The following is a 15001-nucleotide window of genomic DNA, read 5'->3' as shown; positions in this document are numbered from 1 at the left end:
CAAGGCTTCCAGCGGATTCTGCCGACGGTTAGTCCGGCAGAATCCTGCGCACAACGGCGTCGGCCAGGAGTCGGCCTTTGAGCGTCAGAACCAGGCGACCCTTGAAGGCCGCACCTGGATCCACGAGTTCTTCAGCGATCAGTCCTGCCATCGCATGGCGGCCAACTTTGTCCAACGCGTCAACGGAGAGACCGGTACCGAGCCGTGCCTCAAGCATGATGCGCTCGACTTCCCGGGTTTCGGCGTCAAGGGTTTCCCTACCAGCTGCCGGCGAGTCTCCTGCAGCCAGCCTGTTGGCATAAGCCGTGGGGTGCTTAACGTTCCACCAGCGGACCCCGCCGACGTGCGAGTGAGCGCCCGGACCGATCCCCCACCAATCGTCTCCCCGCCAATAGGCAAGGTTGTGGCGGCAGGCCTGTTCAGGCGTTTTCGACCAATTGCTGACCTCGTACCACGTCAGGCCGGCCTCCGAAATCAGTTTGTCGGCCAGCTCATATTTGGCGGCGTGATCGTCGTCGTCGATTCCGGGAACTTCGCCACGACGGATTTGGGCTGCCAGCTTGGTTCCGTCCTCCACGATCAGAGCGTAGGCGCTGATGTGATCGGGTTCGTAGGACAGGGCAGTCTCAAGGGACAGTTGCCAATCCGCCATCGTCTCTCCCGGCGTGCCGTAGATGAGGTCAAGGCTAACGGCCAGGCCCGCCTCGCGCGCCCACTGGACCACCAGGGGAACGCGGCTCGGGGTATGGGTGCGGTCCAGCACTTTGAGCACGTGCGGTACCGCGGATTGCATGCCGAAAGAGACACGCGTAAAGCCGGCATCAGCCAGCACCTTGAGCGACTCGGGCGTCACGGAGTCGGGGTTGGCTTCGGTGGTCACCTCTGCGCCCGACTCAAGTCCCCACTGCACGACGGCGGCGCGAAGGATACGCGCCAGGTCCTCGGCAGGGAGCAACGTGGGTGTCCCCCCGCCAAAAAATACAGTACTCAGTGGCCGTTTCGGCAGGCCGGAGGCATCCATGGCCGTGGCTGCAAAGTCCAGTTCAGTGACAGCCGTGCCTGCATAAGCATCCTGCGACGCCCCACCACCCAGCTCCGTGGCCGTGTAGGTGTTGAAATCGCAATAACCGCACCGCACCGCGCAGAAGGGGATATGCACGTACAGGCCGAATTTGCGGTGCTCGACGCCGGTCAGCACCTGCGGGGGCAACAAGCCATCCGCAGGTGCCGGGTCGCCCAAAGGAAGGACGCTGGGCATCTACTTCTTGGCCTTGTCCTTGGACTCGTCGGTGGTCAGCGCGGCAATGAAAGCTTCCTGAGGAACTTCAACCCGGCCCACCATCTTCATGCGCTTCTTGCCTTCCTTCTGCTTCTCGAGCAGCTTGCGCTTACGGGTGATGTCACCGCCGTAGCACTTGGCAAGAACGTCCTTGCGGATGGCCCGAATGCTCTCCCGGGCAATAATGCGCGATCCGATGGCAGCCTGGATGGGCACCTCGAACTGCTGACGCGGGATGAGTTCGCGCAGCTTGCCGGTCATCATTACACCGTAGGCATAGGCCTTGTCACGGTGGGTGATGGCACTGAAAGCATCCACCTGCTCGCCCTGGAGCATGATGTCCACCTTAACGAGGTCGGCAACCTGTTCGCCGTCGGCCTTCCAGTCCAGCGAGCCATAACCGCGCGTCTTGGATTTGAGGATGTCGAAGAAGTCGAACACGATTTCCGCCAAGGGCAGGCGGTACCTGATTTCCACACGGTCCTCGGAGAGGTAGTCCATACCACCCATAACGCCGCGGCGGCTCTGGCACAGCTCCATGATGGCGCCAACAAACTCGTTCGGCGCCAGGATGGTGGCTGAGACCATAGGCTCGCGGACCTCGGAGATCTTGCCCGTGGGATATTCGCTGGGGTTGGTCACGTGGATCACCTTCTTGTCCTCCAGCGTTACCTCGTACTCCACGTTGGGAGCTGTGGAGATGAGATCGAGGTTGTACTCGCGCTCAAGACGCTCACGGGTGATTTCGAGGTGGAGCAGACCCAGGAAGCCAACACGGAAGCCGAAGCCCAGCGCAGCGGACGTCTCGGGCTCATAGACCAGAGCGGCGTCGTTAAGCATCAGCTTCTCGAGGGCATCGCGGAGCACAGGATAGTCAGTTCCATCAAGCGGGTACAGACCCGAGAAAACCATGGGCTTCGCATCGGCGTAGCCGCTGAGCGACTCCGATGCCGGCTTGGCGAGGTTGGTAACAGTATCGCCAACCTTGGACTGGCGGACGTCCTTAACACCGGTGATCAAGTAGCCGACCTCGCCCACACCCAAGCCCTTGGAGGGTGTGGGCTCCGGGGAGCTGACGCCGATTTCCAGGAGTTCGTGAGTGGCACGGGTGGACATCATCTGGATCCGCTCACGCGGGTGCAGCATGCCGTCCACCACGCGAACGTAAGTGACCACGCCGCGGTAGGTGTCATAGACGGAGTCGAAGATCATGGCCCGGGCAGGAGCATTGGCATCGCCCACGGGAGCCGGGAGGTCACGGACGATTTTGTCCAGCAACGCCTCCACGCCCACTCCGGTCTTGCCTGAAACCTTGAGGACATCTTCCGGATCTCCGCCAATAAGGTTGGCCAGTTCCGCCGCGTACTTCTCAGGCTGGGCTGCCGGAAGGTCGATCTTGTTCAGCACCGGGATGATGGTGAGGTTGTTCTCCATCGCCAGGTAGAGGTTGGCAAGCGTCTGGGCTTCGATCCCCTGTGCTGCGTCAACCAGCAGCACGGCGCCTTCACAGGCTGCCAGGGAACGCGATACCTCATAGGTGAAGTCGACGTGGCCAGGAGTATCGATCATGTTCAGGGCATAGCTGGTGCCATCGAGTTCCCACGGCATACGCACTGCCTGGGACTTAATGGTGATGCCGCGCTCACGTTCGATATCCATACGGTCCAGATACTGGGCCTTCATGTCGCGCTGTTGAACGACGCCGGTGTACTGCAGCATGCGGTCGGCCAAGGTGGACTTACCGTGGTCGATGTGGGCAATGATGCAGAAGTTCCGGATGATGGCCGGATCTGTTGCGGCGGGCACCGGTGCGGTGCGGGCCATGGGAGACACGCAGGATCCTTACTGTCGACACTCGCACGGCAAATCCACCGGCTGGGCAAAGGCCAGCCGGGACACGCCGCGCATCTGATCCTCTAGTCTCCCACGAACCGGCCGTTCACCGTACATTCCTGGTTCACCGTGCATTCTTGGTTCACCGCACATTCCTGCCGGAGCAGTACGTTCCAGCCGGACTCGAGGAAACGCTGTGCACCTTGGCTTGGCAAATCATCGCGGTAGCGTTGTCGGCATGGCTTTGGACTTGCGCCCACTGGGCAAACTCATCCTTCGATCCCTCAAGGCGCTCGGCGGCAGCAGTACCAGTAGTAGGAAGCATGCTCCCGCTGGTTCCCCTCGGCAGCAAACCCGGCAACCCGCCGTCGGGCATCAACCGGGCACGTACCCCGGCGACTTCAATGGCGTGACGAAACTGCACTACTCCCCCAAGCCTGATGGTCGGCCCGATCCCGGTGAAATTGTGTGGACCTGGGTTCCGTTTGAAGAGGATTTCTCACAGGGCAAGGACCGCCCGGTGCTGCTGGTTGGCAGGGATGGCGAATGGCTCCTGGGCCTCATGCTGACATCCAAGGACCACGACAACGGCAGGCGGGCTGGGGATTACGTTGATGTTGGGGTGGGGCAATGGGACCGTCAAGGACGCCCGAGTGAAGTCAAACTGGACCGTGTGATCCGGGTGAACCCTCATGCGATCCGGCGCGAAGGTGCAGTCCTCGGCAAGCCGGCATTCCTTGAAGTTTCCCGCGCCCTGAGGGACCATCACGGCTGGAGCTGATCAGTGGGTCCACACTGGGCCCCGCTTTCTGCTATCCTTTATAGCTGTGTGTCCGTGCAGGTCGACGGCCACTCATGGTTGGCTGCCATAGGCATCCCCACGCCGCTCAGTCGATGGCCAACCTGAAAACCCTCTAGACCATTTCCGCAATAAAAAGAGAGTTCATACGTGGCTAATATCAAGTCCCAGAAGAAGCGCATCCTCACCAACGAGAAGGCTCGCCTGCGTAACAACGCCGTCAAGTCCGAGCTGAAGACGGCCATCCGCGCCGTTGCCAACGCCGTTGAGTCTGCTGACAAGGATGCTGCTGCAACTGCACTTGTTGCTGCCAGCCGGAAGCTGGACAAGGCTGTCAGCAAGGGCGTTATTCACAAGAACAACGCTGCAAACCGCAAGTCGGCGATCTCCAAGAAGGTCAACGCACTCTAAGGTTTTTCCAGTTCGACTGAGCTGATCAAAAGGCCGGCACCCATGGGTGCCGGCCTTTTGGGTTTAACCCCGCCGCGCGGATGTGGCGATAACCGTTACGGCGTGTTCCACGGCATACACGGGGTCGCGGGACAGGCCTTTGACCTGGGCGTCGGCCTCGGCGACCACCTGGATTGAGCGGATGAGGCCCTCCGGGGTCCAGCGACGGACGTCCCGCTGCGCCTGCTCAACGAGCCAAGGCTGCATGCCCAGGCTTTTCGCGATCTGAGCAGACGATCCTTGGGCTCCGGCAACCTTGGCCAGCGTGCGGAGCTTTGCCGCAAGCGCAGCCACCAAGGGAACAGGATCAACCCCGGTGGACAGGGCATGCCGCAAGGTGGACAAAGCCACTGCTCCGTTACCCGCCATCGCGGCATCAGCCACCTTGAAAGCAGTGGCCTCGACTCGCCCGCCGTAGTAGCGTTCCACGGTTGCAGCATCCACGGCAGTCGTCGCGTCAGCAATTAATTGGTTGCAAGCGGCCGCAAGCTCGGACAGACTGGCTCCCACTGCATTGACCAGGGCCTGGACAGCTTCGCCATCAATCCGACGACCACCGGCCTTGAACTCCGAGACAACAAACGCAGTTTTGTCCGCATCCTTCTTAAGAGGCTGGCAATCGATCACAGGCCAACCTGCCGATTTCACTGCGTCAAGCAGCTTCTTCCCGCGAACACCACCGGCGTGACGCAGCACCAAAACGACATCCTGTTCCGGATGGGCCAAGTACGACAAACAGTCGGCCAGGAACGCATCATTCATGGCTTCCAAGCCCTCAACTTCAATGAGCTTTCCCTCGCCGAACAGAGACGGGGTCACGGTCATCGCCAATGATCCGGCCTCGTAGGAGCCCGCGTTCAGCCTGCTGAGTTCAACATCCGGAGTCGCCGTCCGCACTTGGGACCTGATGCGGTCCATAGCCCGAATACCGAGGTACTCCTCCGGTCCCGTGATCAGCACCACGGCGGCTGGGGTGGCGTCCCGCCAGCTGACGTTGTTCGCAGCGACGCTCTTGGCCCGGGTGTTTTGGGCAGCAGCCACAGATGGTTCCTTCCGGAGGATTTTTTGCAGACTTCAAGTCTGCCATGCCTTGGCAGCAGCCGGGTCGCCCGTCAGCTTCCCCCATCCTGCGGCACGATTCCACGAATCTCCCTACTAGGTGTGTGTTAGCGTCTGCAAGCAATCTGCCACAGGCACCTGTAAGGGGATACCAATGTACAAGAAATCGTTGCTGGGCCTCGGGGTCGTAGCACTTGTTGGGATGGCGCTGGGTGCATGCTCAGGACCTGGAACATCGCCGGACACAGCTTCCGCTCAGTCCAGTGAGAAGGCAGCGCAGGCGAAACAGTACAGCAACGGGGAACTCCTGGACTTGGTCAAGCAGATCAAGACCGCTGATGGCACCGGTTTGACCACGGTCTCCGGCGAAGAATTGTGGCATCAGTTGACACGCCCGGCGGGGTGATGAGCGGCATAACTCTTGTCTCCGGTGTGGAGGCGGACGCACTTCGGAACACAGTCAAGAACAACAAGTCCCAAGCTGCGGCGTGCGAAAATGTCACGCTCTCCATGGCGGGGCAGTCAATGGATATGACGACAAAACCAGTCGATGGCGTCAGCTCTTTACCTGACACCGTGGCATACAAGACGGCTATCAGCCTGCCCGATGGCAGGACGCAATCCACATAAAGTAACGACCTCGAAGCGCCTGTATCAGGAGCTCCGTAGTGAGCGCTACTTCCTTCGTGGTGGCAGTCCGCGAAACGTGAGGCAACTCCCGTGGCCTGTGACGTTGTGCAGCCTTTCCAAAACAACCATCACCCGGTGGTGAAGGACCATGATCCGCAGAAGCACGCCGCTTGGATGCAGGGCTGTCCAGACCATGAGTACGGTGACGGCCGAGGCGACGGACATGGCAACGATGCCCGCCGGACCTTCTGCCCATGGAAGCGCCGCGCCCGGTAATCCGCCAAAGAACCGCGCGATGCCCGCCACACCACTGGCGCTGGCACCGGCCAACGCGATCGGAATCGCGGCTGCCCAGGGATGGATCGCGGAGAGCGGCACGGCAAGGGTCCCCAGAATCGTTATGGGAGCCACGAGCGGACCAGCGATCACGTTTGCAATGAGTGCATACGGCGAGAACTGGGGTTGGAGTGCCACGATCACCGGCCCGCACATCACTTGCGCGGACAGTGGAACCGACACACCTACGGCCAACCATTTGGGAATGGCGTCAGGAAACCACGACGCTATACGGCTGGCAAGCAGCACGATGCCAAGCGTGGCCAGGACGGAGAGGAGGAAGCCAAAGTTGCCGGCAAGGGTGGGATCCAGCAAAAGAAGCACAACGGTAGCCAGGCATAGGAAAGTCAGCGGCCTCCCCCGCAACCCGCCCGTCAATGCTGCCACCCCGACAAATCCCATGACCGCTGCGCGCAGGACACTTGGCTCCGGTCCTACCAACACTACGAAGGCGCCAAGGCCACAACCCGCAAACGCGGCGGCCAGAGGACGCGGCAGTCTGAGAGATCTCGCAAGCAGGATGAAGCCGCCTAGGATGAGGCTGCAATTCGCGCCGCTGACCGCCGTTAAATGCACCATTCCGGTCGTTTTCATGTCCGCTTCCAGACCCTCCGGAAGAGTGCTGGTATCACCGGTCACCATGCCTGGCAGCAGCCCTGCAGCATCGGGAGGCAACCAACCTGCCGCATCGCGTAACTGCTCGCGCAGCTTGGCGGCCGAATCTTGCAGGTCGAAGGCAGAGCCCACCACAACCGGTCCGGTGGAAGCTGTCAGTATCGCCGCTTCTGATTGTCCGGGCCGGATCTCCTTGAGCGTGCCAGTTGTTCTCACGCGCTGTCCCGGGCGTATGTCCTGCCACGCATCGTCACCGATGACGATAAGAGAGGCAGAACCGCGACTTACCTTCCCTTCGGTGGTAAGACTGACCAGGCTCGCCGGAACCGACCACCGGGTATCGCCGGAATGCCCGGGCCGCGGTACAGCAGAAGGGCTGCCCATGACCTGGACCTGGATGACCACACCGGCGTGGGCGTCAACGGCCGCGGCAAGGGGTCCTTGGTCCCGCTTGCCGGCAGCCAAAGAACAATGCCCAGCGGCCACAGCACCAAGCACACAGGCCAAGGCGAGAGTGGCCGGAACTGTCCTGGCACGTGACGTCCCCGTTGCCCGCAGGCGCGAATACAGCAGCAACGCGATGGCGGCAGCGGCAAGCACTGCACCCATAGCGGCCGACCACGCAGCGGCGAGAACACTGCCAGCAAGTGCAGTGAACCAAGTGAGAAGCACCGCGGGGACCAACCGGAGATCCAGACGTCTCAACAACGGATCGTTGCCTGAATCCTCAGCCACCCTGCACCGTCACCAAATCCTGGAGCGACTCCATAAGCTTGGGCCCGATGCCATCAATGGCATCCAACTCATCCACTGAGGCAAACGCACCGTGCTCCTTGCGCCAATCCACGATGCGTTGGGCCGTCACCGGACCCACCCTGGGCAGTGTCCCGAGCTCCTCAACCGTGGCAGTGTTGATGTTAACTTTTGCTCCTCCGGATCCCGGGGTCGCAGAGGTTTCCGCCGACCCATCAGTGCCGATCCCGGTTCCCGTTCCCTGAGACGTCCCGCCTATGGCGGCCTCCCCCACAGCCGGAACATGGATCTTTGCCCCATCTGTGACTACTTCTGCGAGGTTAAGGCCATTTAGGTCAGCACTGGCGGTTGCCCCGCCTGCAGCATCGATCGCCTGAAAGATCCGGCCTCCTTCGGGAAGCGAAACGACGCCGGGTTTCTGTACTGCGCCGGCGACATGAACCAGTAGCATCTTCACGTCTTGTGGCGGCGGCGTCGGTCGAGACGACTCAAGCTCCTCCCCACCCTCAGGCACTGTTCCTGCCGATACCGACTGACTCAGTGGCTCCGTAGTGGGCTGGCCGGTGGCCGCCTGAATAAGGAACCATGCTGCGCATGCGGCACCAATAACGAAAACGGCAACTGCTACCCTCCACGACGTTCGCCACCGAGTCCGCACCGCTATCGTCTCTTGACCATGGAGGGGGTCGGTAGCCACTTTGTCCGGACCGAGCTGGTCCAACAGGGGCATGGAAAGCAAGGGAGCCGGATCTCCTGGAGGGTTCAGTCCCGATGCAAAGCGTCGCCTGGCTGCCAGCGCTGCGGCGTCTGGGGACCCATCCCGATTCCAGCGTGGCATGCTTCGAGCCTACGACGGACCTGATGGGAGCGGAGTGGGCCTCTTAGGCTATGTGGATAAGCTCACGTGGGAGTACTGCTCTCCCCCACGATCACCGCTAGAACGCCCAAACCCGCGTGCGCCGCGAGGACTGCCGGCAGGGCGCTGATCTGCGCGGGTGGACAGTCCGGGCATTTATCGCGCAGCCGTTCTGCCAACGCTTCGGCCTCTGACTGGTTACCGAAATGGTGAACCGCCAACCGTTGCTGACCAACAGGTCTTGAAGCAACATCAGCGGCCACAATCTCCTCAAGCCGGGCAACGGCCCGGACAGCGGAACGGACCTTTTCCAGCGGAACGATCCTGCCGCCGTCGACCGCGAGTATTGGCTTGATGGCCAGCACTGTGCCGAGCAGCGACGCTGCGGCTCCTATGCGTCCCCCGCGCCTCAGCTGCTCAAGGCTCGGAACGTAGAAATAGACCTTGGTTCGCTCCATGCGCTTCTCTGCAAAGGCACGAACTTCAGCTGCGGACTGGCCAGCAGCCGCTGCCACAACGGCACTCTGCACACCCATGCCTTGTGCCATACCGACCGTGCGGGAGTCGAGTACCTCCACCGGGATATCAACACGGGCTGCAGCAAGACGCGCGGCATCGGCCGTTCCGGACAGTTCAGAGGAAATATGGATCGACACAACCGCTTCAAAGCCGCGGCTCTGGGCGGCGCGATATGCCTGTTCAAACTGACCGGGCGAGGGGCGGGACGTCTTCACGGATGCACCCGATGCCAAGGCGACGGCCAACGTCTCGGTGATGTCGTCTTCGCCTTCACCATAGATCTCACTTCCCACCATGACAGGCATGGGAACGACGGCGAGGCGACCGTCCGCGGCAAAGGCTGCAACCCAGTCAGCCGGCAGGGCAGCTGCCGAATCTGTCACGACAGCAGTCTTGACGACGGCGGTACGCGCCTCATCGGCAAGCGGAACCGGGAGCGCAGGCTGCCGGAGGCGGGACGGCCGTTCCTTGAGCCATAACCAGGCAGGTGGTTCTCGCTCGGGCACGCAACCTCCAACAAAGGTGACCGGCCGCCGGCACATTGCCGGCGGCCGCAAAGTCCCTTGTACCTCGTTAGGCGGGGACGATGTTCACCAGTTTAGGCGCCCGCACGATCACGGTGCGGATGCCACGGCCATCCATGGCGCGCTGAACATTTTCGGACGCGAGTGCGAGTTCGCGGAGTTCGTCCTCGCTGATATCCGGCGACACTTCCAGCCGGTCGCGGACCTTCCCTTGGACCTGGACCACGGCTGTGACGGTCTCCTGGACGAGCAGGGCGTCGTCGTGCTTCGGCCAGCCGGCATTGGCCACGGAGGCAGGGTGACCCAGGGTGTTCCAGAGATCCTCTGCCGTGTACGGGGCGAAAAGGCTCAGGATCACAGCAACGGCCTCGACGGCCTCACGTACGGCGGGATCTGCTCCACCTGCTCCGGAGTCGATCGTCTTTCGCGTCGCGTTGACCAACTCCATGAGGCGTGCCACCACGACGTTGAACTTGTTGTTGTCCAACAGCTCAGCTGAATCCGCGATCGTCTTGTGGGTAACAGTTCGCAGGGCGCGGTCGCCGGCAGCAGGATCGACGCCGGGCTCGCTGCTGACGTCCTGGCCGAGGCGCCAGGCACGAGCCAGGAACTTTGCCGAGCCGGACGGCGAAACGTCTGCCCAGTCGACGTCGTCCTCCGGCGGGGAGGCGAAGACCATGGTCAGGCGTACGGCGTCCACACCGAACTTGTCCAACTGCTCGCCAAGGTCTACGCCATTGCCGAGGGACTTGCTCATTGCCTTGCCACCGTTGAGGACCTGGCCCTGGTTGAGGAGCGCGCTGAACGGCTCACTTGCCTCGATCAGGCCGATGTCCTTGATGACCTTGGTGAAGAAGCGGGCATAGAGCAGGTGCAGGATCGCATGCTCGACGCCGCCGACGTACTGGCCCACAGGCATCCAGTTGTTGATCTTTTCGGGATCAAACGGACCTTCTGTGTAGTCCGGAGAGACGAAGCGCAGGAAGTACCACGACGAATCCACGAAAGTGTCCATGGTGTCGGTATCGCGCTGGGCTGCGCGGCCACAGTTGGGACACTCCACGTTGACCCATTCGACGGCGGCAGCCAGCGGGGAGGTTCCCTTCGGCGCCAGCGCTTCACCACGGAGGTTCTCGGGCAGCTTCACGGGAAGTTGGTCGTCCGGGACGGGCACTTCACCACATTCGGCACAGTGGATGATCGGAATGGGCGTACCCCAGAAACGCTGGCGGCTCAACAGCCAGTCACGCAGGCGGAAGTTCACGAACTTTTCGCCGGTTCCCAGCTTCTCCAGGATTTCGATGGCAGCCGGGATGCCTTCGGACTTGGACAGGCCATCCAAGTCGCCTGAGTTCTTGAGCGTTCCTTCGCCCGCTGTGGCAACACCGGTCTCGGCGGGGTCTTCATCGCCGGTATCCAGTACGGCACGAACGGGCAGGCCGAAAGCCTTGGCGAAATCGAGGTCGCGCTGATCGTGAGCGGGAACGGCCATGATGGCACCGGTGCCGTAATCGGCCAGAACGTAGTCGGCTGCCCACACAGGGAGCTTCTCACCGTTGAGCGGATTGATCGCGTAGCGTCCGGTAAACACGCCGGTTTTCTCGCGCTCCGTGGACTGGCGCTCGATCTCGGAGAGGGCCTTGACCTTTTCCCGGTATGCCATGAGTTCGTCATGATGTTCGGGAGTGACGAGGTCAAGGGCCAAATGTGCATCGGCCGCAACAACGAAGAAGGTCGCGCCGTACAGGGTGTCGGGACGGGTTGTGAAGACGGTGACTTCGCGCTCGGCCCGGTCTTGGGTGGCCTCGATGACGAAGCGAACGTGGGCGCCCTCGGAGCGGCCAATCCAGTTCCGCTGCATGGCCAGCACCCGTTCGGGCCAGTGGCCCTGCAACTGGTCCATGTCCTCGAGCAGGCGATCGGCGTAGTCGGTGATCTTGAAGTACCACTGGTTCAGGGATTTCTTGGTGACAGCCGTGCCACAGCGTTCGCAGGCACCGTTGACGACTTGCTCGTTGGCCAGGACGGTGAGGTCCTTGGGGCACCAGTTGACGGGCGAGTCCTTGCGGTACGCCAAGCCACGCTCGTAGAAGCGCTTGAACAGCCACTGCGTCCAACGGTAGTACTCGGGGTCGGACGTGTGCAGGCGGCGGGACCAGTCAGCCGAGATGGCGTAGCGCTTGAATGATGCTGCCTGGGTGTCGATGTTGGCGTAGGTCCACTCGCTGGGGTGGGCGTTGCGCTTGATGGCCGCGTTCTCAGCAGGCAGGCCAAAGGAGTCCCAGCCGATGGGGTGCAGGACGTCGAAGCCCTTCTGGCGCAGGTAGCGCGCGACGACATCGCCCATGGCAAAGGCCTCAGCATGGCCCATGTGAAGGTCACCGGAGGGGTAGGGAAACATGTCCAGCACGTAGCGACGCTCCCGCGAACCGTCGTCAAGCGGGGTGAACACCTTGAGGTCTTCCCAGACCTGCGGCCACTTGGCTTCCATCGCGGCGAAGCTGTAGACGCCTTCTTCAGGCGCTCCAGCTGCGGCTGTCTGTGCTGTTCCGGTCTCTGTCTCCGGCTGAACGCTCACTGCTGCCCTCTTCTGTTCTTCGATGGCGGTTTTGCCTCCTGCTGCGCTCCAGGTAAGCCCCGGACACACAAAAGCCCCTCGACAATGGAGGGGCGGCCGCTCGGCTGTTGATTGCCGGGCGGCTAGCTAAGCAGAAGGATCGCACGCATAGATCTACAATAGCGCACGATCAAACACACAAGTCGCCACGAGCGGCTTACAGAAGGCCGGCTTAATGACGCCGTGCTGTTATGGGGGCCCGGGAGCGGCTTCGGGCGTCCGCGTAGCGGGCGGGGCCCCCATAACAGCTAAGGCGTCATGTCGCTGGCCTTACTTAACGTCCTCGTCGACCCAATCCATGGATTTGGTTACGGCCTTCTTCCAGAGCCGCAGCTGGCGCTCCTGCTCTTCGGCCGGCAATTGCGGCTCCCAGCGCTTGTCCTCGCCCCAGTTGGCGCTGAGTTCGCCCAGGTCCTTCCAGAATCCAACAGCCAGGCCAGCGGCGTAGGCAGCGCCCAAGGCCGTGGTTTCAACCACCTTGGGGCGGACTACGGGTACGCCGAGGATGTCGGCCTGGAACTGCATGAGTGCCTCGTTGGCGACCATTCCGCCGTCGACCTTCAGTTCGGTGAGGGGAACGCCCGAGTCGGCGTTGACGGCGTCCAGTACCTCGCGTGTCTGGAACGCAGTCGCTTCGAGGGCAGCGCGGGCAATGTGGCCCTTGTTGGCGAAGCGGGTGAGGCCCACAATGGCGCCGCGCGCGTCAGCCCTCCAATACGGCGCGAACAAGCCGGAGAACGCGGGGACGATGTACACGCCGCCGTTGTCCTGCACTGCGGCTGCCAGTTCTTCGACCTCCGGAGCGGAACTGATCATGCCGAGATTGTCACGAAGCCACTGGATCAATGAGCCGGTGACGGCGATGGAGCCTTCCAGTGCGTAGTGCGGCTTGTTGTCGCCCAGCTTGTATCCCAGCGTGGTGAGCAGGCCGTTCTTCGAGTGGACGATTTCTTCGCCCGTGTTGAAGATCAGGAAGCAGCCGGTGCCGTAGGTGTTTTTCGCTTCGCCGGCCTGGAATGCTGCCTGGCCGAACGTCGCTGCCTGCTGGTCGCCGAGGATGCCCGCCACCGGAGTTTCGCGCAGCAACTGGGAGGTGTGGACGTGCCCGTAGACCTCGGAGGATGACTTGATGGTGGGCATCATGGACGCCGGAACGCCGAAGACATCAAGGATTTCCTGGTCCCATTGCAGCGTCTCAAGGTCCATGAACAGGGTGCGGGACGCGTTGGTGACATCGGTGACGTGCACGCCGCCGTCGACTCCACCAGTCAGGTTCCAGAGAACCCAGGCGTCGGTGTTGCCGAACAACAGGTCACCGGCTTCAGCGCGTTCGCGGGCGCCGTCGACGTTGTCCAGGATCCATTTGATCTTGGTCCCTGAGAAGTAGGTGGCCAGCGGCAGGCCAACCTTCTGTTTGAAGCGTTCAGGTCCACCATCCTTGGCAAGCTCGTCCACAATCGACTGGGTGCGCGTGTCCTGCCAGACGATGGCGTTGTAAACGGCATCGCCTGTGTTTTTGTCCCAGACCACTGCGGTTTCGCGCTGGTTGGTAATGCCGACGGCGGCGATGTCGTGCCGTGTCAGGTTCGCCTTGGACAGGGCCGAAGCAATGACCTCCCGGGTGTTGTTCCAGATCTCGGTGGGGTTGTGCTCAACCCAGCCGGCCTGCGGGAAGATCTGCTCGTGTTCCATCTGTCCCGTTGACACAATATTGCCCGTGTGGTCAAAGACGATGGCTCGGGAGCTCGTGGTGCCCTGGTCGATGGCGATGACGTATTGGTTCATGGTGACGTCCTTGTCTCAGTGGTTTTGTACGGAATGTGGGATGAGTGTGTGATTTGTCCAGGACTGCGTGTCCAGGAATCAGCCAGCGGCTGAGGGCATGATGGCAGGCACCCAGACGGAAACGAGGCCAGCAAGAGTACCGCCAACAAGGGGCCCAACGACGGGGATCCAGGAGTAGGCCCAGTCGCTGGAGCCCTTCCCCTTGATGGGGAGGACGGCGTGTGCGATGCGGGGTCCGAGGTCACGTGCCGGGTTGATGGCGTAACCGGTGGGGCCACCAATGGAGACGCCGATACCGACCACGAGCAGCGCCACAGCCAACGGACCCAGGCCCGAGGGGGTGCCGCCGAAAGTCAGGATGACGAAAACCAAGACGAATGTGCCAATGATTTCGGTGATGAGGTTCCACGGGGTTGAACGGATGGCAGGACCGGTGGAGAACGTTCCCAGCTTGTTGGCTGCCAGCGGCTCCTCATCAAAGTGCTGTTTGTAAGCGAGCCAGCAAACAACGGCGCCCAGGAATGCCCCGAGCAGTTCGCCACCGAAGTACGTCAAGGTGGAAGCGAAGTCCACGCTGACATCGGGCGCGTATTCCTTGCTTCCCTTAACAAGCAGGCCCAAGGTGACAGCCGGGTTCAGGTGCGCACCGGACTTTGCGGCCACGAAAACGCCCGCGAAGACCGCAATACCCCAGCCCCACGTCACCATCAAGAATCCACCGTTGTTGCCCTTGGTGCCTTTGAGCGCAACGTTGGCCACGACGCCACAACCCAGCAGGGTCAGCATCATGGTTCCGAATACTTCGGAAAGGAAAACTATTCCAAGAGACATCTTTGACTCCTCATTTTTCTGTTGACAGCCTCCTCGCGGGTTGAAGAGGCCGTTGGGACAGTTCCGTTTTCCGCAACCATCCCGGCGTGGTGAGCCCCAAGGGGCTCACCTACCC

The 15001-nt window shown here is 61.8% G+C and carries 13 protein-coding genes; 4 read left to right on the top strand and 9 right to left on the bottom strand.

Annotation, left to right across the window (positions count from 1 at the left end):
• Positions 1 to 28: 28 nt before the first annotated feature.
• Positions 29 to 1258 (bottom strand): radical SAM family heme chaperone HemW, encoded by a 1230-nt coding sequence (gene hemW, locus ACTAQJ_RS02850; RefSeq protein ID WP_498700554.1) that lies wholly within the window; start codon positions 1256 to 1258, stop codon positions 29 to 31.
• Positions 1259 to 3112: a translation elongation factor 4 gene (gene lepA, locus ACTAQJ_RS02845; RefSeq protein ID WP_442005675.1), complete on the bottom strand. Its 1854-nt coding sequence runs from the start codon at positions 3110 to 3112 to the stop codon at positions 1259 to 1261. It lies immediately after the preceding gene.
• Positions 3113 to 3350: 238 nt separating this feature from the next.
• Between lepA and ACTAQJ_RS02840 the strand changes: the two genes are divergently transcribed.
• Together ACTAQJ_RS02840 and rpsT are read left to right on the top strand one after the other, a co-directional pair.
• Entirely contained in the window at positions 3351 to 3893 is a 543-nt protein-coding gene (locus ACTAQJ_RS02840; protein WP_498700551.1) for a type II toxin-antitoxin system PemK/MazF family toxin, read from the top strand.
• A gap of 168 nt (positions 3894 to 4061) precedes the next feature.
• On the top strand, positions 4062 to 4322 hold the full coding sequence (gene rpsT, locus ACTAQJ_RS02835; RefSeq protein ID WP_216925588.1) for a 30S ribosomal protein S20: 261 nt from the start codon (positions 4062 to 4064) through the stop codon (positions 4320 to 4322).
• Between the two features lie 63 nt (positions 4323 to 4385).
• Here rpsT and holA read toward each other — a convergent pair whose 3' ends face one another.
• Complete coding sequence (gene holA / locus ACTAQJ_RS02830) at positions 4386 to 5402, bottom strand: DNA polymerase III subunit delta (RefSeq protein WP_498700547.1); 1017 nt, start codon at positions 5400 to 5402, stop codon at positions 4386 to 4388.
• 172 nt (positions 5403 to 5574) lie between these two features.
• Between holA and ACTAQJ_RS02825 the strand changes: the two genes are divergently transcribed.
• A complete protein-coding gene (locus ACTAQJ_RS02825; RefSeq protein WP_498700545.1) occupies positions 5575 to 5826 on the top strand; it encodes a hypothetical protein in 252 nt (83 codons plus the stop codon).
• The gene (locus ACTAQJ_RS02820; RefSeq protein ID WP_477515719.1) at positions 5826 to 6050 is read left to right on the top strand and encodes a hypothetical protein; all 225 of its coding nucleotides are present in this window, start codon (positions 5826 to 5828) and stop codon (positions 6048 to 6050) included. Before ACTAQJ_RS02825 ends, ACTAQJ_RS02820 begins: the two co-directional genes overlap by 1 nt.
• Positions 6051 to 6095: 45 nt before the next feature.
• Here the strand turns inward: ACTAQJ_RS02820 and ACTAQJ_RS02815 are convergent, their stop codons facing one another.
• From ACTAQJ_RS02815 to ACTAQJ_RS02790, 6 genes are all read right to left on the bottom strand, one after another.
• Positions 6096 to 7736, bottom strand: a complete 1641-nt coding sequence (locus tag ACTAQJ_RS02815; protein WP_498700543.1) for a ComEC/Rec2 family competence protein — start codon at positions 7734 to 7736, stop codon at positions 6096 to 6098.
• The gene (locus ACTAQJ_RS02810) at positions 7729 to 8592 is read right to left on the bottom strand and encodes a helix-hairpin-helix domain-containing protein (protein WP_498700542.1); all 864 of its coding nucleotides are present in this window, start codon (positions 8590 to 8592) and stop codon (positions 7729 to 7731) included. Before ACTAQJ_RS02810 ends, ACTAQJ_RS02815 begins: the two co-directional genes overlap by 8 nt.
• 62 nt (positions 8593 to 8654) lie before the next feature.
• A complete protein-coding gene (locus ACTAQJ_RS02805) occupies positions 8655 to 9686 on the bottom strand; it encodes a DegV family protein (protein ID WP_498700539.1) in 1032 nt (343 codons plus the stop codon).
• Positions 9687 to 9702: 16 nt separating this feature from the next.
• Positions 9703 to 12231, bottom strand: coding sequence for a leucine--tRNA ligase (gene leuS, locus ACTAQJ_RS02800; RefSeq protein ID WP_431115360.1), 2529 nt, complete (start codon positions 12229 to 12231; stop codon positions 9703 to 9705).
• A 309-nt stretch (positions 12232 to 12540) separates the two neighbouring features.
• Positions 12541 to 14055: a glycerol kinase GlpK gene (gene glpK, locus ACTAQJ_RS02795; RefSeq protein ID WP_498700536.1), complete on the bottom strand. Its 1515-nt coding sequence runs from the start codon at positions 14053 to 14055 to the stop codon at positions 12541 to 12543.
• Between the two features lie 78 nt (positions 14056 to 14133).
• Positions 14134 to 14886, bottom strand: a complete 753-nt coding sequence (locus ACTAQJ_RS02790; RefSeq protein ID WP_498700533.1) for an MIP/aquaporin family protein — start codon at positions 14884 to 14886, stop codon at positions 14134 to 14136.
• Between the last annotated feature and the right edge of the window lie 115 nt (positions 14887 to 15001).

The organism is Arthrobacter sp. alpha11c (assembly GCF_054149985.1).
Note: the sequence above shows the minus strand (reverse complement) of the source record. Positions and strands in the feature narration are given on the sequence as shown.